The sequence below is a fragment of the Flavobacterium sp. 2 genome, assembly GCF_049949195.1.
In the GTDB taxonomy this organism is placed as follows: domain Bacteria; phylum Bacteroidota; class Bacteroidia; order Flavobacteriales; family Flavobacteriaceae; genus Flavobacterium.
This window is the reverse complement of record NZ_CP188206.1, coordinates 2339394-2360447: the sequence shown is the minus strand read 5'-3', so window position 1 is coordinate 2360447 and position 21054 is coordinate 2339394. Positions and strand designations below refer to the sequence as shown.

The following is a 21054-nucleotide window of genomic DNA, read 5'->3' as shown; positions in this document are numbered from 1 at the left end:
CAAGTTACAGTAGAGAACTTGAAACATGAAACCTGAAACATGAAACAAAAAACAAAAAATGAAAGTAACAGAGCATATAGAAAACGCCAAAGGAAAAACATTATTCTCATTTGAAATTATTCCGCCTCAAAAGGGGAAAAGCATTCAGGAATTATACGATAATATTGATCCGTTGATGGAGTTTAAACCGCCGTTTATTGATGTAACAACTTCTCGCGAAGAGTATATTTATATTGATAAAGGCAACGGACTTTTAGACAAAAAATTAACTCGTATGCGTCCGGGAACGCTTGGAATTTGCGCTTCTATAAAACACAAATATAATGTAGATACCGTTCCACATTTGCTTTGTGGTGGATTTACACAAGAAGAAACCGAATACATGCTGGTTGATTGTCAGTATTTAGGAATCAACAATGTAATGGCGCTTCGCGGCGATGCAATGAAAGATGAACAATCTTTTGTACCGAAAGCAGGAGGAAATCATTACGCAGTTGATTTGGTTCGTCAAATCAAAGATTTGAATTGCGGAAAATATCTGCATGAAGTGATGGATATTGACAATAAAGCTGATTTCTGTATTGGAGTTGCGGGATATCCTGAAAAGCATTTGGAATCACCATCTTTACAATCAGATTTAAAAAGATTAAAAGAAAAAGTAGACGCAGGAGCAGATTATGTGGTAACACAGATGTTTTTTGACAACTCAAAATATTTTGCCTTTGTAGAAAAAGCAAGAGAAATGGGAATCACAATTCCGATTATTCCTGGAATTAAACCAATTGCTGTTCAAAGACACTTGCAAGTTTTACCACAGATTTTCAGAATCGATTTGCCTGAAGATTTAATCGATGCTGTAGATAAATGCAAAAACAACGCTGAAATCAAACAAGTCGGAATTGAATGGGCGATTCAGCAGTCATTGGAATTAAAAGCGGCTGGAGTTCCGTTTTTACATTATTATTCAATGGGGAAATCTGAGAATATTCGCCAGATTGCGAGTCAGGTTTTTTAATCTGCAAGCATTTTGTCGTTCCGAGGAACGAGGAATCTCCACAAGTAGCTCCATCCAGTGAATCGCTAATCTTTGTCGAGTTTCTTGTGGAGATTCCTCGTTCCTCGGAATGACAAAACAAGCGTTAGTTGGGATCCGAGCCAAGTGACAACAAATTGCTGAAGGATTTTGTTTAATTTAGAAGTTTAAATTTTCGAGTCATGAAACAAGAAGAATTACAAGCCATAGCCTCTCAATTAAAACATCCATCGGGAGAAAAAGGAATCGAAATGGGCAATATGATGAACGAAACGAACATCAATATGACAAAACATTCGATTAAAAATCTAAATATTTCAAACGAAAACAGAATTCTGGAACTGGGCCACGGGAACGCAGGTCACGTTGAATTTTTGTTTGAACAAGCTGAAAAACTTAAATACTACGGGCTGGAAATGTCGGAATTGATGTTTCAGGAAGCACGCCAGATCAATCGAAATTTTGTTTCTCAAAAACAAGCTTTCTTTTCACTTTATGACGGAAATACGATTCCGTTTGAAGATGAGTTATTCGATAAAATTTTTACGGTAAATACAATTTACTTTTGGCAGAAGCCTGAAGAATTACTTTCGGAAATTTATAGGGTTTTAAAACCAAACGGGAATTTCTGCTTGACGTTTGCTCAGGAAGATTTCATGAAGCAGCTTCCGTTTACGCAATTTGAATTTGAGCTTTACAACACTGAAAAAGCACAAAAACTAATTGAAAAAACAGCTTTTAAAATTGTTTATATTGAAAGTCAGACAGAACAAGTAAAAAGCAAAACAGGCGAACTTGCCGATAGGGTTTTTACTACGATTGTTTTGGAAAAGTAACGAATCAATTTTCGCAATCTTTTTTTGAGTACTTTCATTCTTTATTACTAATCTTTCTGAATTATAATCCTAGCAATTATGGAAGTTAAAAAAATCAATTTTTTACAGAATTATAGCAGTATACTTTTACTTCTTGGCGGAATTATAGTAGGAAGCATTTTCGGATTAGTATTTGGAGAAAATGTTTTGATCATAAAACCGCTTGGTGATATATTCCTGAATTTGCTTTTTACAGCGATTATTCCACTTATATTTTTTACAATCGGTTCTTCGATTGCTAATTTGGAAAGGACAGAAAAATTAGGAAAACTATTCGTTGTAATGATTTTGGTTTTTCTGACTACGATTCTTATTTCAGCAATTGTAATGATTTTTGCTGTTTATCTTTTTCCTATTCATCAGGATATAGCGATTACTAAAATTCCGTTTGAAAAGATTGAATCCGGATCCGTCGGAGATCAAATTGCAAAATTGCTTACAGCAAATGATTTTTTTGAATTGCTTTCGCGAAAAAGTATGCTGGCACTTATTGTTTTTTCTTTTTTAATTGGCTTTGCAACATTGCAATCTGGTGAAAAAGGAAATGCATTTAAGAGTTTTCTGGATTCAGGAAACGAGGTGATGAAACAGCTTTTGAATATTATAATGAAATTCGCTCCAATTGGTTTGGGAGCCTATTTTGCCTATCAGGTTGGTATTTTTGGACCGCAATTATTTGGCGTTTATGCAAAACCAATGGCCGTTTATTATGCAGCTTGCATCTTTTATTTCTTTTTATTTTTTAGTTTATATGCGCTTGTGGCTGGAGGGAAAAGAGCTTTTAAAGTTTTTTGGAGTAACAATATTACGCCTTCGTTAACCGCAATAGGAACTTGCAGCAGTATTGCCACGATTCCTGCAAATCTTGATGCAGCGCAAAAAATGGGAATTCCGGCACATGTTCGTAATTTGGTGATTCCGCTTGGAGCACCTTTGCATAAAGATGGTTCAAGTATGTCATCCATCTTAAAAATAACCTTTTTGTTTGCCATGTTTGGGAAGGATTTTACAGAGCCGTCAACCATTCTTTTGGCTTTGGGAATTACAGTAATCGTTTCTATTGTCGAAGGCGGAATTCCAAACGGAGGTTATATTGGAGAAGTTTTAGCGATTACGGTTTACGGTTTCCCGATGGAGCAAGCTTTGCCAGTTGCGATGATTTTAGGAACTCTGGTCGATCCAATCGCTACTTTACTAAATGCCAATGGCGATGTAATATGCTCGATGTTGGTTTCAAGGTTTTCGGAAAAGACAAAATGGTAGTTTCTCTATAAAAACGCAAATTTTATTAAACTTTTTTCATCCGTGCATTCTGCGCGACATAACTAATACAACAAACTTATGAATCCGATATTACAACATGATCTAAACAATTTCGAAAATATCTTAGAAAAAGCAAAACAACAAGGAATTAATTTTTTGAATGACCTTGACAATATTCCAACTTCAAATAAAAATACAATTGATCCTGCAAATAATCTAAACGAATTTGGTTTAGGTTCGATTGAGGCTTTAAAGGAATTTAATGAACGTTTGGCTCCTTTAATGGTTGCTTCGCCTGGACCACGTTATTTAGGTTTTGTTACGGGTGGTTCAACGCCGGCATCTATTGTTGGTGACTGGCTTGCTTCGGTTTACGATCAAAATACGCAGGCTATAAAAGCACAGGGCGGTGCGTCGGCATTGATTGAGTTTGAAACGATTAATTTGTTATTGCAATTACTAGAATTGCCAGATTCATTTATTGGCGGATTTGTAACTGGTGCAACCATGTCGAATTTCACCTCTTTAGGTGTTGCTAGACAATGGTTTGGAAAACAGCTCGGAAAAGATTTTGCCAAAAACGGAATTTCAGAAACGATAAATATTTTAACAGCAACACCACATTCTTCTTCCATTAAATGTTTATCAATGCTTGGAATTGGAAGCCAAAATTATACGACCGTAAAAACATTAGAAGGCAATCGTGAAGCTCTTGATCTTGTTGATTTAGAAGAAAATATTCAGAAATTAAATGGAAAACCATTTATTTTGATTTCAAGCGCAGGAACTGTAAATACAGCAGATTTTGATGATTTTGAAGCCATTTCAAAACTGAGAAAAAAATACAAATTCTGGTGGCATATTGATGCCGCTTTTGGTGGCTTTGCCGCAGTTTCCGAAAAGTTTAAGCATTTAGTTGAAGGTTGGGAAGGAGCAGACAGTATTACAATTGATTGTCATAAATGGCTGAATGTACCTTATGAAAGTGCTTTTTATTTGATTAAAAAAGAACATGCAAATCTGCAGGTTGAAACATTTCAAAATTCGAATGCGCCTTATTTAGGAAATCCGTTGGAGAATTTTAATTATTTGAATGTGCTTCCTGAAAATTCACGTCGTTTAAGAGCCCTTCCTGCGTGGTTTTCTTTGCGTGCTTATGGAAAAGAAGGATTTAAAGATATTATTGAAAACAGTACTTCATTGGCATTGCATTTTGGAAATGCCTTGATTGCAACTGGAAGTTTTGAGTTAATGGCACCAATTAGATTGAATAATGTTTGTTTTACTTTAAAAGGAAATCACAATCAGGATAAAGTAGGCGAGTTCTTGACTATTTTGAATGATAAAGGAAGAGTCTTCATGACGCCGACAGTTTATGAAGGTCGAAAAGGAATCAGGGCTTCTTTTGTAAATTGGCGCACAACGGAAGAAGATATTAAAATCATTATAGAAGAATTAAAAACATCTATTCTTGATTTAGAAATATAATAGTTTCAATAAAATAAAAAGAGCCTGTTAACTACAATCAGGCTCTTTACTAACACAAAAAAAACAAAAAAACAAGAATCGAAAGGTTGATTAAATCATAAAATTATTATAATTTCCTGTGCAAATATAGTACTATTTGTATCAAGTCTAAATAAAAATAGTTAAAAATAAATAATAAAATTTTAATCGTTTGAAAACGAGTTAATAAGCTGTGCTTAAAAACAAAAAAGTTAGAAAAGGTTTTTTTAGAAGTTGTTTAAAAAAGAAAAGCCAATTTATTCTGTGAAAAGAACAAATTGGCTTTATATGTTTTTATGAAAAATATTATTTGGTGATTTCTCTGAAAACAGCTTCCAGATTTTTATTTTTCTGATTTAGTTGAAGTGTTTTCAAGCCATTTTCATTAGCAAAATCAAATATTGCAGGGCGCATATCTTTTTCGGTTACAAATGTAAGTTCCCATGTCATGTCATGTGTATTTACATAAGAAGCTATGTTTTCTAGTTTCGCCAAAAGTTGTTGTTCTACTTGATAATCAAACTCAACTTCAATGACTTGCTCTTTATCTGTAGCAACTAAATGGTCCAATTTATTGTCGGCAACAATTTGTCCTTTGTCAATAATTATGACACGATCACAAATTGCTTCGACTTCCTGCATAATGTGTGTTGATAAAAAAACGGTTTTATCTTTCCCTACATTTTTGATTACATTTCTAATTTCCATTAACTGATTAGGGTCCAGTCCGGTAGTTGGTTCATCCAAAATTAAAACGTCTGGATTATGTAGTAAAGCATTGGCAAGCCCCACACGCTGGCGGTATCCTTTTGACAATTGACTTATCTTTTTATGGCTTTCCGGTGTCAGTCCTGTCAGTTGAATAACTTCTTCGATTCTTGATTTCGGAACATTGTAAACATCGGCATTAAAAGCCAAATATTCACGAACATACAAATCTAAATACAACGGATTGTGTTCTGGTAAATAGCCAATCGATCGTTGCACTTCTTTGGTGTTTGTCATGACATCGTGGCTATTTACAAGGGCTGAACCGCTATCGGCAAGTAAATAGGTAGTCAAAATTTTCATTAAAGTAGATTTTCCAGCTCCGTTTGGACCAAGAAATCCTACGATTTCTCCTTTCTCAATTTTAAAAGAAATTTCATTTAAAGCTTTTTGCGCTCCGTAACTTTTTGATATGCTGTTTACTTCTATCGACATGGACTTTTTATTTACTGCAAAAGTAACGAGAAATAGTTTCGATTACTACATTTTGTCTTTTAAAAATAAAGATAAAAAATAGCAGAGCCCTTTATTCACGGCATCGTTATTGTTAAGGGAATGCTAAATTTAAATATACCCAAATCATGAAAAAAATTTTAGTGATGGCTGCATTAGCTATCTGCAGTTTTGCAAACGCTCAAAAAGGAACAATCTTAGTAGGTGGAAACATTGGCTACACTTCTGAAAAATCAGAATTCCAATTTAGTGAAGCAAAATCAAGCGAGTTTAGCTTTTCTCCAAAAGTAGGTTACCAATTTAATGATAACTGGACAGTAGGTGGAGAGTTTACAGTTAGTTCAGTTACTACAGACAATGGAAACATTGAAGAAAAAGACAACAGATTCAGATTAGGAGGATTTGTACGTTATTCAGTACCATTAAGCCAAACGTTTTCTGTTTTTGCTGATATGGGAGCAGGTTTTCAAAACTTAAAAAATAAAACGTACGGTCCTGGAAATGCTTTTTCAAAAGACAAAGCTGATGGTGTGTATGTAGGTATTACTCCAGCTCTTTTTATTAACATGAAAAAAGGTTTCGGTTTGAACTTCAGCATTGGTGGTTTAGGATACGAGACTTTAAGTTATGATAATAATGGTCCTGATTACAGCAAGTTCTACTTCAACTTTGGTCAAACATTTAATATTGGAGTTTCTAAAAACTTCTAGTCTTACGTTTATATTCAATTTCAGAAAGCGCTCCAATTGGGGCGCTTTTTTATTGATAAATGTTAAAAATATCTTCTATTGTGGTATACAAGGGGGTTTTATGTTAAGTAAATACTAAAACTTATTTTATGGCATCTTTCTTGTTAAATTGAATAAATTAAATTTAACAAATATTAAATATGAAAAAAATTCTAGTTATTGTTGCACTGGTAGTGTTCAGCTTTGCAAATGCTCAAAAAGGTTCAATTTTAGTTATGGGAAGTGTTATGTATAATTCTCAAAAGGATTCAAATTCGAATTTTGAAAACAGTCAAAACTTTTTTGGCTTTCAGCCGAAAATTGGTTATCAGTTCCATGAAAATTGGACAACTGGTATTGAAGGTGCGATTTCAAATTCCAAAAATGATTTAAGTGACGGAAGTTTATACAAAGATCATAATTATAAACTTGGAGGTTTTTTGCGTTACTCTAAACCGTTAGGTGGTATTTTTTCAGCTTATGCAGATTTAGGCATCGGTTATAAAAACAGGAAAGAGACTTTTAGAAATACAACAGGCCAAACGTACAATGATAGCGACGGATTTTATGCAAGTTTAACGCCAGCGATTTTTATCGATATTAAAAAAGGTTTTGGATTAAACTTTAATATCGGAGGATTGAATTATTCGGCTTTAAATGCTGATTTAGCAGCTGGTATGAAGGGTAAAACGAAGACTTTTGAATTTAATTTCGGACAGTCATTTTCTATTGGTATTTCAAAGAATTTTTAATTTCAAAATTATATTAAAGCACAAAAAAAAAGCATCCTTATTGGATGTTTTTTTGTGTCTTTATAATGACGAATAAAGTTTTTAAAGTGTTGTAATTGAGTTCTTTTTGTTAGGAACATAACAAAATGATTCATTGGCATCTTTCTTGTTAAATAGATTACAAAATTTAACAAATATCACTTATGAAAAAAATTCTAGTTGTTGTTGCACTGGCAATGTTCAGTTTTGCAAATGCCCAAAAAAAAGGGTCGGTTTTGGTTATGGGAAGTGTAAGTTATAATTCTCAAAAAAGATCAAATATCCCAGGAGATAATACATATAATTATTTTGGTTTTTCACCAAAAGTTGGATATCAATTTCATGAAAATTGGGCGGCGGGTATTGAAAGTGGAGTATCGACAGTAAAAGATAAGATTCCAAATTCGTATTCTAATAAAACAAATGCGTTTTCTGTTGGAGGTTTTTTGCGTTATACTAAAACTTTAAATCAGACTTTTGCGGCTTATGCTGATTTGGGCATGGGGTATCAAAATACAAAACATACATATAATAACGAAGCAATAAATTCAAGTACAATTGACAAAGGAAATGGATTTTACACAAATCTTACACCAGCAATTTTTATTAATGTCCATAATGGTTTTGGCTTGAATTTTAATATTGGAGGACTTGAGTATGGAACTTTGAATTATGATGGCGATAGCGGAGAAACAACTTCCAAAAACTTTAATTTCACTTTTGGACAGTCTTTTTCTGTGGGTGTTTCAAAGAATTTTTAATTTCAAAATTATATAAAAAAAGCATCCGCTTAGCCGGATGCTTTTTTGTTGGATAAAGATCTTTTGAAATTAAAAATTTCTCGTTTAGCCCCGATAGGAGCGGCATCCTTTTTCTGGCTTCTTTAGCCAGGAAAAGATATAGCGGATAGCGGGACTATACTTGTTTTGAAACCAAAAATTTTCTGCTTCTAAAAAAATAATGCCGCGATTATGATTTTATACTTAATGACTAAATTTTTCGCCACGAATTCACGAATTTTTACAAATCATTATGTTTAAATAATTCGTGAATTCGTGGCGAATAAAACTTAATAAGTGACATATTTTATCCTAAAATAAAACGTATTTTTGACGGTTAGATGAATAATCTAAAGTCTAAAATCAGAAATCTAAAATATAAAAATGAACTGGGAACAACTTTTATCATTAAAACGTCAGGGCGATACAAGCAAAAGATTACGAGTAGAACAAGATGACACACGTTTAGGTTTTGAGGTTGATTATGACCGAATTATTTTTTCGTCTGCATTTAGAAGTTTACAGGATAAAACCCAGGTTATTCCACTTTCAAAAACAGATTTTGTGCATACCAGATTAACGCATAGTTTGGAAGTTTCTGTTGTTGGAAGATCTTTAGGACGTTTGGTCGGGAAGAAAATTCTTGAGAAATATCCTTATTTAAAAGAAATTCACGGTTATCAGATGAATGATTTTGGTGCGATTGTGGCTGCGGCTTCTTTGGCACATGATATTGGGAATCCGCCTTTTGGACATTCAGGTGAAAAAGCAATCGGAGAATATTTTTCTAGCGGAAAAGGATTGAAATACAAGGATAAATTAACAGCAAAACAATGGCAGGATTTAATTGATTTTGAAGGAAATGCCAATGGATTTTCTGTTTTAACAGCAAGCCGTCCGGGAATTGAAGGCGGACTTAGAATTTCGTATGCTACTTTAGGCGCTTTTATGAAATATCCAAAAGAAAGTCTTCCTAAAAAGCCTACAAACAATATTTCGGATAAAAAATATGGTTTTTTCCAATCAGATAAATTGTTTTTTGAAGAAGTAGCTCAGGATATGGGATTGATTGCCAATAAAGAAGATGGCGATATTGGTTTTGAAAGACATCCTTTAGCTTATTTGGTTGAAGCTGCAGATGATATTTGCTACACGATAATCGATTTTGAAGACGGAATAAATCTTGGTTTGGTTTCTGAAGATTACGCTTTAGAATATTTAATCAAACTGGTAAAAGATAATATTGGTGTTGCCAAATATAAATTATTAGAGACAAAAGAAGACCGAATTAGTTATTTGCGAGCTTTAGCAATTGGCGCCTTAATCAATGATGCTGTTGATGTTTTTATCGAAAATGAAGAAGCAATTTTGGCTGGAAATTTCCCTTTTGCTTTAACCGATAAAAGCAAATACAAAGCACAGATGAATGATATCATCAAATTAAGCGTTGACAAAATTTATCAAAGCCGTGAAGTTATTGAGAAAGAAATTGTAGGCTATCAAATCATCCAGACTTTATTGGATAAATTTATTACGGCATTCAACAATAAATATGAAGGAACAGCGTCAAATTACGATAAGCTAATCCTTAAGATGCTTCCTGAAAAACATCATTTAGAAAAAGGTAATTTATACGAACGTCTGCTTCATATTTGTCATTATGTTTCCCTTTTAACAGATGGAAATGCGCTTGAATTATATGAAATGATCAGCGGTCGAAAAAAGAGATAATATTTTCTTTGCTATAAAAGAAACAGCCGATAATACATTTGTTTTATCGGCTGTTTTTTTATGAGATGAAAAGTTATTTATTGAAAAGCATAAACTAAACCAACACCAAGAACTTGACGTAATTGCATTCTCGGCCCATCGTTAACTTGTGTTTTTGCTCCTGTAACAGGATCAACAACGTCTTTTTTTGTTTTAATATCGTCGTCATATACTAAATGAACGCCAATATTTGCTTTTACATAAGCATTCACAACTAGATCCAGTTTTGTGTCGTAGTCGATATCGACGTTTCCAAATTTGTTTAAATAATCAGTGTACAAGCTCAGTCTGTTTTCATAAAACACGTTTTTGTAAATTTCGTTTTTCATGTAAGCTGTAAACAAAATACCAAATTCGGCTTTTACCTTCTGACCTTCTTCAACCAAGATTTGACTAGTAGGATCAACCGGATCAGCTATATAAACTGCTTTTTTAACCCCAAATGCACCTTGATTCGCTAAATATTGATCAAGAACTAAAGTAGTCTTTAAAGTTATAGGTGAGAAATAAAATACTCTGTCTTTTTTCTTATTTGAGTTTTCAGCTCCGGCTCCAAGGAAAATATATGCTGGTGCAAATGGTTTCGAAATTGCAACATCGCGATTTGGATAGTTATAACCATTTGTAAACTGCGTATTGAAATTTAATTTTGCTGAGTAATACCAGTTTGAAAGAGTATCTTTTCTAAAACCGTAAGTTGAGTTGAATTGAACGGCATCGTCTGTTTTTCTTAATTCGATTCCGTCCTGTTTATTTAAACCATATTTCACAATAAGTTCATTTACCCATTTGTGATTTCCTTTGATGTAATTTCTTCCAAATTCACCCTTAAAAAGCCCAGAAATCGAGCTGGTTCCCCCGGCGCTCCAATTCACAAAAGCAATTTCAGAAATATCAAAACCCAATTTGTTTTTTGCACTCCAGTTTGAAGGAAGTTTTGGAATCTGATTTGGATCCAAAGTCGTTTGTATAATCTGAGCAAAATTATTTGAAGTACTCAATAATAACAACAGCAAAAGGGCAGAACGTAATAATTTCATTAGGCTTAATTTTGGTTTTTTTTTGGTTGTGCAAAATAATTATTTTGAACGATTAGAAAAAAGATTTATCAAACTTTTAACGTCAATTTTACATAAATGTTGCAGTTGCAGCACGCTTCCATGCTCAATAAAATGATCCGGAATGCCTAAAATTTCAATGTTGTTTTTAAAATTATTTGCTGCTGCATATTCTAAAACAGCACTTCCAAAACCACCATTTTTAACCCCGTCTTCGATTGTAATAATATGTTCAAAGGTTGAGAATATATGTTTTAATGTATTGATGTCTAGTGGTTTAATAAAGCTGAAGCTGTAATGAGCAAAAGAATCTGAATTGCTACATTCTTTTAAGGCTTCAATAACATTATTTCCAATTGTTCCGGTCGAAAGCACAGCAATTTCCGTACCATCTTTTAAACATTTTGCGGGACCAATTTCAATTTTTTCATAATGTCCGAAATTTTCTACTTCCCATTTAGGTAAAACGCCGCGTCCGCGAGGATATCGTATCGCAATCGGATGATTTAATCCTAATTGTGCCGTATATAAAATGTTTTGAAGCTCAATTTCGTTGAGTGGAGCATAAATAATGATATTTGGAATGGCTCTCAAATAAGCAATATCAAAAACGCCGTGATGCGTTGCGCCATCTTCCCCAACTAAACCAGCTCGGTCTAAACAGAAAATTACGGGTAAATTTTGCAACGCTACATCGTGAATAACCTGATCGTAGGCACGTTGTAAAAAAGTCGAATAAATATTGCAATACACCATCATGCCTTGCGTAGCCATTCCAGCCGCAAGTGTTACGGCATGTTGTTCTGCTATTCCAACATCAAAAGCACGTTCCGGCAATTCGTCCATCATGAATTTTAAAGAACTTCCAGATGGCATTGCGGGTGTGATTCCGATTATTTTTTCGTTCTTTTTGGCTAAATCCAAAATAGTCAAACCAAAAACATCCTGATATTTCGGAGGAAGATTTTCTTCTGATTTTAAATGAATTTCTCCAGTTGAAGCATCAAACTTTCCTGGAGCATGATATTTTACCTGATTTTCCTCAGCTTGCTGCAAACCTTTTCCTTTTGTGGTTACAATATGAAGAAATTTAGGGCCTTTTATTTTCTTTAATCGATTTAATTCTTTGATCAATGTAGGGAAATCATGTCCGTCGATTGGGCCAGAATAATCAAAATTCAGCGATTTTATAATGTTATTCTGCTTCGGATTTTTTCCATTTTTAACTGCAGTCAGATATTTTTTTAAAGCACCAACACTTGGATCAATTCCGATAGCGTTGTCGTTTAGAATAACTAAAATATTGGCATCAGTAACTCCGGCGTGATTCAGGCCTTCAAAAGCCATTCCGCTAGCAATCGACGCGTCGCCGATTACTGCGATATGTTCTTTCTCAAAATCACCTTTTAGTTTAGAAGCAATCGCCATTCCGAGCGCTGCAGAAATAGAAGTCGAAGAATGTCCAACTCCAAAAGTATCGTAAATACTTTCGCTTCTTTTTGGAAAACCAGAAACGCCGTCTATTTGTCTGTTTGTATGGAAGTTTTCTCGTCTCTCGGTAAGGATTTTGTGACCGTAAGCCTGATGTCCAACATCCCAAACCAATAAATCGTCTGGAGTATTAAAAACATAATGCAAAGCAATTGTAAGTTCTACAACGCCTAAACTCGCTCCCAAATGTCCTTCTTTTACAGAAACTATATCAATGATGAATTGACGTAATTCCTGGGCAACTTGTGTTAGTTGCTCTTCTTTTAAAAGACGTAAATCGGCAGGATTGTATATGTTTGAAAGTAAATTGCTTTTCATTGTAAGGTAAAAAGCAAATTTACGGTTTTAAATTTAATTTTATTGTGAGTTCTATTTCAATACTATTGGTAAAGAATATAATCTCCTTGCTTTCTTGCCATTAGTTTCTCCTGGTTGCCATTTTGGACATAAACTCAAAACTCTTTTGATTTCCTGTTCTGTAGAACTGTCAATTTCAGGAATGGATTGAAGATAAGTTACGGATCCGTTTCTTTCTACTGCAAAAGAGAGATTGATTTTAAGATTTGCCGTTTCTGAGCTTTGCGGTTTTTTAAATTCTTTTTCAAAAAAGTTATAGAATTGTTCAATTCCGCCTGGGAATTCGGCATTGGTTTCAACGGCGATTCCGCCATTATATACAGGTTCTTCTATTGCCTTCTTGCTGTTGGCTTTTGTTGGTTTTGTCTTTTCTTCTTTATTGTTTTTTGCAGTAGAAGAATAACTTGTTGCCTTTTTATTTTTGGACTCCCTATCATTTGTTGCCTGATTTTCCGTAATAACTTCTCCGCTAACCATTTTATTAAGTTTTTCAGAATTTTCTTGATTGGCATTTTTTTCACGTGGAGGCGGTGGAGGCGGAGGCGGAATTTGTTTCAGCTTATCATTTTGATTCTTATCAGTATCAACAACTTCAATTGTATCTATTTTTTTCTTATTTCCGTCTTTGTCTTGACAACTAAACAAAGTCGTTCCCATAGCAATGAACAATGCTAAAAGAAACATTTTACTATAATGGGTTTGAGAATACAAAATACGATTAGGAATTTGAATTGTTATTGAATCTAATTGTGATTTTCTAAATCTGCCACAAATTTTATTGCTTTGATTTTGAATAAAGAAATGCTGAATTTCCTCCGGAAGCATTGATGTAAAATCAACAACGGTTTTAGAACAGCTCAAACAAAATCGGCCATTTTCGATTGGCGTCATTTTATCCCAATTTTCATGGCATGGTTCCGGAATTGTAATTTTAAGATTTCTTTCCATTATTTAATTGTGATTGGTAAAGTATAAGACGAACGTACAATTTTGCCGTTAAGTTTTCCGGGAATCCAGTTTGGAGCTGTTTTTAAAACTTTAATTGCTTCTTCTCCAATTTCTTTTGGTGTGTTTTTAGCAATGTTGAAATTGCTTAAAGTGCCATCTTCCTCTACAACAAGCACCATAGATATTTTTCCCTGAAATTTTTCTGATCGATCTGTCTGAACATAATTTTTATCGAAAAACGCATAGAAATTTTTCATTCCATTTTCGGGAACTGGAGAAACATCTAAATCGGCTGAATTGTATATTATACTATATTTAAAACTTCCTGTCTCAATAATATTAGGAGGAACTACCGCACCCATCATAATTCTTTCACTATATTTTTTTGTTTTTACTTTTTTAGATTCGACCTGATGCCCATAACATGAAGAAACTTCCTCACTTCCGTCTTGATTTTGAGTTGAATTTTCAACAATCTCGATATTGTCAATTTTGTTTTTATTCCCATCTTTATCTGCACAGCTAAATAAAGTTGTTCCCATAGCAATAAATAAGGCCAATAAGAACATTTTATGATAATTGGTCTGAGAATAAAGAACGCGACTCGGAATTTGAATTGTGATTGTTTTTAATTGCGAATTTTTAAACCTTCCGCAAATTTTATTATTTTGATTTTGAATGAAATAATGCTGAACTTCTTCAGGAAGCATGGAAGTAAAATCAACAACGGTTTTAGAACAGTTCATACAAAAACGGCCATTATCTTTTGGCGTCATTTCATCCCAGTTTTCATGGCAGGGTTCGGGAATTGCTATTTTGTATTTTCTTTCCATATTCAAATATCAAAAAATAAATGTAATAAAAAATAAGTTCTAAAATCTTATTTTTGCATTTATGGAAAATCCTTTTACCGACGAATATTTTATGAAAAAAGCTTTGCAGGAAGCTGAAATGGCTTTTGAAAAAGGCGAAATTCCTGTTGGAGCTATAATTGTTGTTGCAGATAAAATAATCGCAAGAAGTCATAATTTGACGGAATTATTAAATGATGTGACGGCTCATGCCGAAATGCAATCCATAACTGCAGCAGCAAATTTTCTTGGAGGAAAATATCTAAAAGATTGCACACTTTATGTTACGCTCGAGCCTTGTCAAATGTGTGCAGGAGCTTTGTATTGGAGTCAGATTTCAAAAATTGTTTTCGGTGCGCGCGACGAGCAACGTGGTTTCATTGCTATGGGAACTAAACTTCATCCAAAAACTACCGTCATTTCTGGTATAATGGCCAATGAAGCGGCAGATTTAATGAAACGTTTTTTTTTGGAAAGACGTAAATAATCTTTTGAAATTTACTCTAATTCATCTCAAAATTGCTTTTAAACTTCAACAAAAGTTAAATATTTTTACTAAAGAAATTTCTTCTTAAAAAAGCTCAGAAAATATTTTATATTTACTACAATATATTAATCATTTGATAGTTATAGGATGTAACAGTCAAATGTTAAAATGTTCTCTGATTTCTTTAAAAATTGTAACCCATTAACTCTAAATAAAAGTGAAAGCAAAAGGATTAGTTCTCGTGTTTTGTGTGTTTTTTATTTTTCAATCTTGCGGCCGAAAATCAGCAGCCGATTTTAATTCCGATTTTTCATTATTTAAAGAGTATATAGTCAGTTTCACGGGAGGAATAGTCTCGGCGGAATCAGATATTAGGGTGGTTTTGGCTTTTGATAAAAAAGACTGGAAAGCCAATCAGGTTTTAGACAGCGATTTATTTGATATTTCGCCAAGCGTCGATGGAAAAGTGGTTGCGCTTTCGCCAAATACAATTGCTTTTATTCCAGAAAAAAAGTTGAAACCGGGTACCGAATATCAGGTGACTTTAAAGCTGGATAAAATTATTACACTTCCAAAAGAGAAAGAAAAAACGCTTTCTGAATTCAATTTTACAGTCAAAACCATAAAGCAGGATTTTACAATCAATACGGCCGATGTTCAGTCGTATAGTAAAGAATATCAGTATTTGAATTGTGTTTTAAAAACTGCAGATAATATTGATATTGAAACGGCTAAAAAATTAGTCGAAGCAAAACAAAAAGGAAATAATCTTAAAGTCAAATTTGAGCAAAAATCAGGTTTTGGTAAAGAATTTCGTTTTATTATCGACAGTATTCAGCGTTATTCTGAAGCTTCAAATTTGGAAATTTTATATGATGGAAGCGATTTTGATATCGAACAAAAAGGACAAATTGATTTTCCGATTACCAATATAAATGAATTTAAAATCGTAAAAGTTGAAGTTCCGGATGGAAGCAATCAATCAGTTTTGATTAATTTTTCTGAACCATTGGAAAAAGGACAAGATTTTAAAGGTTTGATTTCGATTCAGAACACGAATAATTTAAAATTTTCAACTCAGGGAAATTTGCTGAAAGTTTATTTTAATAATGAAAAAGAAGCACCTGCAAAAAAAGAAGTTATTGTTCCGGTTGAAGAAACGGCGGTTTCACTTGTTGATTCAGCGGCTGTTATAGTAGATAGCGCTGCTGCAGCTGTTTCTGAACCAGTAGAAGTGGTTCAGGAAGAAGAATCGGAACCAGAACAAATTACGGTGGGAGATTTATTGATTGAAGTTTTTCAGGGAATCGAAAGTCAGTACGGCAAAAAAATGGATGCCAATTATTCTGAGAAAATTTCTTTTGATCAGATAAAACCAAATGTCCGATTTATTAAAAATGGAACAATCTTGCCGAGTTCAAACAATTTGAAACTGAATTTCGAAGCAGTAAATTTAAGTGCAGTTGACGTAAAAGTGTATAAAATCTACAAAAACAATATACTGCAGTTTCTTCAGTATAATGAATTGAATGGAGGCCAAAATCTCAAGAAAGTCGCACAACCCATCGCTAAGACAACGCTGAATTTAATTGAAAGTAAACTTATAAATCCGAGTAAATGGAATACTTTTGCATTGGATTTATCTAAAATAATTACACCAGAACCAGGAGCAATTTATAGAGTAGAATTTGTTTTTAAAAAGAAATACTCTTTGTATAAATGTGAAACTTCAGAAGGGAATGATGATGAAACAGAGGAAGAAGAAGTTGACGAAAATGATGTGAATTACAGTGGCAACTCTTACGACGATTATTATTATGATGATTATGAATGGAGAGAAAGTCAGGATCCTTGCTCAAGTTCTTATTATTACAGCGCAAAAATTGCAACAAATATTTTAGCTTCAGATTTGGGTGTGATAGCCAAAAGAGGTGAAAACAAATCGTATTTATTTGCTGTGAATAATATTGTGACGACAAAACCAGTTTCGAATGCTAGAGTTGATTTGTATAATTTCCAACAACAGAAAATTGGAACTCAAGCAACAAGTAGTGAAGGAATTGCTTCTTTTCAACTAGATAAGTTTGCTTATTTTGCGATTGTAACTTTAGGACAACAATCTACTTATGTGAAACTTGATGACGGACTTTCGTTGTCTGTTAGTAATTTTGATGTTGCGGGTGAGACTTTGCAAAAAGGCTTAAAAGGATTTATTTATGGCGAACGAGGTGTTTGGCGTCCGGGCGATAATTTGTATTTGTCTTTTATTTTAAATGATGCTTCGAATAAATTGCCAAAATCACATCCGATTAAATTCCGATTAAACGATCCGAATGGAAAAACGGTTTATCAAACAGTTCAAAAAACAAACGAACTGAATCATTATGCTTTTACAGTTCCAACAAACCAAGATGCGCCAACAGGAAATTGGGAAGCAATGGTGAGTGTTGGTGGAGCTAAATTTTACAAAAGCATCAAGATCGAAACCATTAAACCAAACCGTTTAAAAATCAAAAATACGTTTAGTAGAAAAACGCTTTCATCCTCTTATCCAAACACAGATAATCTTGAAGTGATTTGGCTTCACGGAGCAATTGCTAAGAATTTGAATGTTGAAATGCAAGCGAAATTCTCTCAGCAAACAACAACTTTCAAAGGTTATGAAAAATTTACTTTTGATGATTTAGTTCGTCAATTCAATACCGAAGAAATCAATGTTTTCTCAGGAAAATTGAATGAAAATGGAAAAGCATCAGTAAATATTCAGCCAAAATTGCAAGGCCAGGCACCTGGAATGCTTCGTGCTTCATTCATCACAAAAGTCTATGAAGAAGGGGGCGATTTTAGTACTGATGTAATTTCTACGACTTATTCTCCGTATAAAACCTATGTCGGAATTAAAGCGCCAGAATTAAACAAGTACAATATGCTTGAAACAAGAACTAATAATCGTTTTGATATTGTGACAGTTGATGAAAATGGAAGACCAAAATCAGTTCGAAATTTAGAAGTAAAAGTGTTTAAAGTTGATTGGCGCTGGTGGTGGGATGCTTCAAGTGATAATTTATCGAATTATAATTCTTCGAACGCGACGACTTCATATAAAACTTTTATAGTCAATACGGATTCAAATGGAAAAGGAAATATTCAGTTTGCTTTAACTGATGAAGAATGGGGACGCTATTTAATTCGTGTTTCTGATAATCCGGATGGACACGCAACTGCTTTGACTGTAAATATTGATTGGCCAATCTGGTCTGGAAAAACGCGCAATAGAGATGCTTCAACAGCAAATATGTTGGTGTTTTCTACTGATAAGAAAAATTATGCAGTTGGAGAAAAAGCGCAAATTTCTTTCCCTTCAAGTGAAGGCGGACGTGCATTGATTTCAATTGAAAACGGATCAAAAGTAGTACAGACAATTTGGGCCGAAACTAAAAATGGAGAAACCAAAGTAGAAGTTCCAATTACGGGAGCAATGGCACCAAACGTATATTTTAATATTACATTATTACAGCCTCATGCTTCAACCAAAAATGATTCTCCAATTCGTATGTATGGAATTGTTCCAATTGAAGTTGTGGACAAAAATACGATTCTGGCGCCGACAATCTCAATGCCAGATGTTTTGAAGCCAGAACAAGCTTTTACAGTGAAAGTTGGTGAAAAATCAGGTAAAGAGATGACTTATACTATTGCAGTTGTCGATGAAGGTCTTCTTGATTTAACCCGTTTTAAAACACCAAATGCATGGGATAGTTTTTATGTTCGTGAAGCTTTGGGTGTGAAAACCTGGGATGTGTATGATGATGTAATTGGCGCTTATGGCGGAAAAATAAATCAGATTTTCAGTATTGGTGGAGATCAGGATTTAGGCGGTGGAAAAGCGAAGAAAGCAAATCGTTTTAAACCAGTTGTATTGTATTACGGACCATTTAAATTGGAAAAAGGACAAACAAAATCGCATCAATTAAAATTGCCAAAATACATTGGTTCTGTTAGAACTATGGTTGTTGCCGGAGATGCCGCAACAAGTGCTTACGGAAGTGTAGAAAAAGCAACTCCGGTTAAAAGCCCGCTGATGGTTCTGGCTTCTTTGCCGAGAAAAATTTCTCCTTCAGAAAAAGTAACGCTTCCTGTAACGGTTTTTGCAACGGAGAATAAAATAAAAAATGTTTCGGTTCAGGTAAAAACAAGCAATGGTTTGCAAGTAATGGGAAGTGCGGTTCAAAAATTAAATTTTGCACAGCCAGACGAAAAAATGGCTTATTTTAATTTAGTTGTAGGCGCTGCAACCGGAATTGCAAAAGTGCAGGTAATAGCAACTTCAGGAAATGAAAAATCAGTTTATGATGTTGAAATTGATATGACGAATCCGAATCCGGTTACGAGTACTTTTATTGATGTTGTCTTAACGCCAAATAGTTCAAAAACAATTTCATGGAAAACCTTTGGAATTGCCGGAAGCAACAAAGCAAGATTGGAAGTTTCGTCAATGCCGTCGATGAATCTAAATGGAAGATTGCAATTTTTAATTCAGTATCCACATGGTTGTGTGGAGCAGACAACTTCATCTGTTTTTCCACAATTGTATTTAGGCGATGTGGCTGATATAGATGCAATTCGTAAAGGATTAATCCAAAAAAATATAACTGCAGGAATTGCCCGATTAGGTAATTTCCAATTGTCTAACGGCGGAATGCCTTACTGGCAAGGAAATGCAATTGCTGATGATTGGGGAACTTCATATGCTGGACATTTCTTAATTGAAGCAGAGAAAAAGGGATATGTGTTGCCAATAAACTTCAAATCAAAATGGTTAAGCTATCAACAAAAAGAAGCCAAACAATGGCGTTTTGAACCTAAATACGGAAATGATTTGGCTCAGGCGTATCGTTTATACACATTGGCTTTAGCCGGAAACGCCGATTTATCTTCAATGAACAGATTGCGTGAAACAAAAGGCATTTCGAATGAAAGTATGCTTCGTTTAGCTGCAGCTTATGTTTTAGCGGGTCAGAAATCGGCGGGACAAAGTTTGTTCCTGAAAACAAGTATTGACAGTAATTCAGATGACTATAGCTATTACTATTATGGTTCAAGCGAAAGAAACAGAGCAATGGCTTTAGAGACGATGCTGCTTTTAGATCAGAAACAAAAAGCATTTGCAACGGCGACTAAATTAGCCAAAGAAATGTCGGCTAATCAATGGATGAGTACACAGACGACAGCTTATTGTTTGTATGCAATGTCGAAATTTGCAGTAAGTAATGGTCCAAAGGGAATCAATATTCAGTTTAGTAAAAACGGAAAAGGAGAAACGATTAATACTCAAAAATCAGTTGCAGATCGTAGTCTTTCTGCTGCTTCTGGTACCAACAGTATTACATTGAAAAACAATAAAGCGAATACAGTTTATGTTCGTGTACTTAATACTGGAATACTACCAATCGGACAGGAAAATGTGGTTCAAAATGATGTTTCTGCAACAATTGTTTTCAAGAACAGAAAAGGAAGCTTAATCAATGTTTCTAAAATTAGTCAGGGAACTGAATTTGTTGCTGAAGTAACCATTAAAAACCAAAGGAATGAAAGCGTTCAAAATGTAGCATTGTCTCAAATTCTGCCTTCCGGATTTGAAATTGTAAATACTCGTTTCACAGATTATGGAGATGCTGTAAACAATATTGCAGATTATATTGATATTCGTGACGACAGGACTAATTTCTATTTTGGGATGAAATCTAGAGAAACCAAAGTTTTCAGAATTCTGTTAAATGCATCTTATTTAGGAAACTATTACTTACCAGGTTTGCAGTGTGAAGCCATGTATGATAATACTTTCTTAGCAAGAACAAAAGGATTCTGGGTTGAGGTTGTAAAGTAAAATTATTGGCCACAGATTACACAGATTAGC

Annotated in this window: 15 protein-coding genes; 10 read left to right on the top strand and 5 right to left on the bottom strand. The window is 34.0% G+C overall.

The window, feature by feature from the left end:
- Positions 1-58 precede the first annotated feature (58 nt).
- The 4 genes from metF (at position 59) to ACNFIH_RS10095 (ending at position 4659) form a co-directional block, all read left to right on the top strand.
- Positions 59-1015, top strand: coding sequence for a methylenetetrahydrofolate reductase [NAD(P)H] (gene metF, locus ACNFIH_RS10110; RefSeq protein WP_095928056.1), 957 nt, complete (start codon positions 59-61; stop codon positions 1013-1015).
- A gap of 200 nt (positions 1016-1215) precedes the next feature.
- Positions 1216-1869 (top strand): class I SAM-dependent methyltransferase, encoded by a 654-nt coding sequence (locus ACNFIH_RS10105; protein WP_426486522.1) that lies wholly within the window; start codon positions 1216-1218, stop codon positions 1867-1869.
- A gap of 78 nt (positions 1870-1947) precedes the next feature.
- Complete coding sequence (locus ACNFIH_RS10100) at positions 1948-3171, top strand: dicarboxylate/amino acid:cation symporter (RefSeq protein WP_426486521.1); 1224 nt, start codon at positions 1948-1950, stop codon at positions 3169-3171.
- Between the two features lie 78 nt (positions 3172-3249).
- Positions 3250-4659, top strand: coding sequence for a pyridoxal phosphate-dependent decarboxylase family protein (locus tag ACNFIH_RS10095; protein WP_426486520.1), 1410 nt, complete (start codon positions 3250-3252; stop codon positions 4657-4659).
- Positions 4660-4983: 324 nt separating this feature from the next.
- Here the strand turns inward: ACNFIH_RS10095 and gldA are convergent, their stop codons facing one another.
- Positions 4984-5880: a gliding motility-associated ABC transporter ATP-binding subunit GldA gene (gene gldA, locus ACNFIH_RS10090; RefSeq protein WP_426486519.1), complete on the bottom strand. Its 897-nt coding sequence runs from the start codon at positions 5878-5880 to the stop codon at positions 4984-4986.
- Positions 5881-6026: 146 nt separating this feature from the next.
- On the opposite strand from gldA, the gene ACNFIH_RS10085 reads away from it, so the two are divergent.
- The 4 genes from ACNFIH_RS10085 (at position 6027) to ACNFIH_RS10070 (ending at position 9906) form a co-directional block, all read left to right on the top strand.
- Positions 6027-6608 carry an outer membrane beta-barrel protein gene (locus tag ACNFIH_RS10085; RefSeq protein WP_426486518.1) on the top strand — a complete coding sequence of 194 codons (582 nt, stop codon included), beginning with the start codon at positions 6027-6029 and terminating at the stop codon, positions 6606-6608.
- Between the two features lie 179 nt (positions 6609-6787).
- Positions 6788-7378: an outer membrane beta-barrel protein gene (locus ACNFIH_RS10080; protein WP_426486517.1), complete on the top strand. Its 591-nt coding sequence runs from the start codon at positions 6788-6790 to the stop codon at positions 7376-7378.
- Between the two features lie 182 nt (positions 7379-7560).
- Positions 7561-8157, top strand: coding sequence for an outer membrane beta-barrel protein (locus ACNFIH_RS10075; RefSeq protein ID WP_426486516.1), 597 nt, complete (start codon positions 7561-7563; stop codon positions 8155-8157).
- A gap of 402 nt (positions 8158-8559) precedes the next feature.
- On the top strand, positions 8560-9906 hold the full coding sequence (locus tag ACNFIH_RS10070) for a deoxyguanosinetriphosphate triphosphohydrolase (protein WP_035645548.1): 1347 nt from the start codon (positions 8560-8562) through the stop codon (positions 9904-9906).
- A gap of 77 nt (positions 9907-9983) precedes the next feature.
- Here ACNFIH_RS10070 and ACNFIH_RS10065 read toward each other — a convergent pair whose 3' ends face one another.
- Genes ACNFIH_RS10065 through ACNFIH_RS10050 form a run of 4 tightly spaced genes read right to left on the bottom strand, consistent with a single transcriptional unit; the run spans position 9984 to position 14632 of the window.
- Complete coding sequence (locus ACNFIH_RS10065; RefSeq protein ID WP_426486515.1) at positions 9984-10985, bottom strand: DUF3078 domain-containing protein; 1002 nt, start codon at positions 10983-10985, stop codon at positions 9984-9986.
- A gap of 39 nt (positions 10986-11024) precedes the next feature.
- Positions 11025-12812 carry a 1-deoxy-D-xylulose-5-phosphate synthase gene (locus ACNFIH_RS10060; RefSeq protein ID WP_426486514.1) on the bottom strand — a complete coding sequence of 596 codons (1788 nt, stop codon included), beginning with the start codon at positions 12810-12812 and terminating at the stop codon, positions 11025-11027.
- 51 nt (positions 12813-12863) lie between these two features.
- On the bottom strand, positions 12864-13799 hold the full coding sequence (locus tag ACNFIH_RS10055; RefSeq protein ID WP_426486513.1) for a hypothetical protein: 936 nt from the start codon (positions 13797-13799) through the stop codon (positions 12864-12866).
- A complete protein-coding gene (locus tag ACNFIH_RS10050; protein WP_426486512.1) occupies positions 13799-14632 on the bottom strand; it encodes an energy transducer TonB in 834 nt (277 codons plus the stop codon). Before ACNFIH_RS10050 ends, ACNFIH_RS10055 begins: the two co-directional genes overlap by 1 nt.
- 61 nt (positions 14633-14693) lie before the next feature.
- On the opposite strand from ACNFIH_RS10050, the gene ACNFIH_RS10045 reads away from it, so the two are divergent.
- Together ACNFIH_RS10045 and ACNFIH_RS10040 are read left to right on the top strand one after the other, a co-directional pair.
- Positions 14694-15137 (top strand): nucleoside deaminase, encoded by a 444-nt coding sequence (locus tag ACNFIH_RS10045; RefSeq protein ID WP_426486511.1) that lies wholly within the window; start codon positions 14694-14696, stop codon positions 15135-15137.
- Between the two features lie 217 nt (positions 15138-15354).
- Positions 15355-21024, top strand: coding sequence for an alpha-2-macroglobulin family protein (locus ACNFIH_RS10040; RefSeq protein WP_426486510.1), 5670 nt, complete (start codon positions 15355-15357; stop codon positions 21022-21024).
- The last annotated feature ends 30 nt before the right edge of the window (positions 21025-21054 follow it).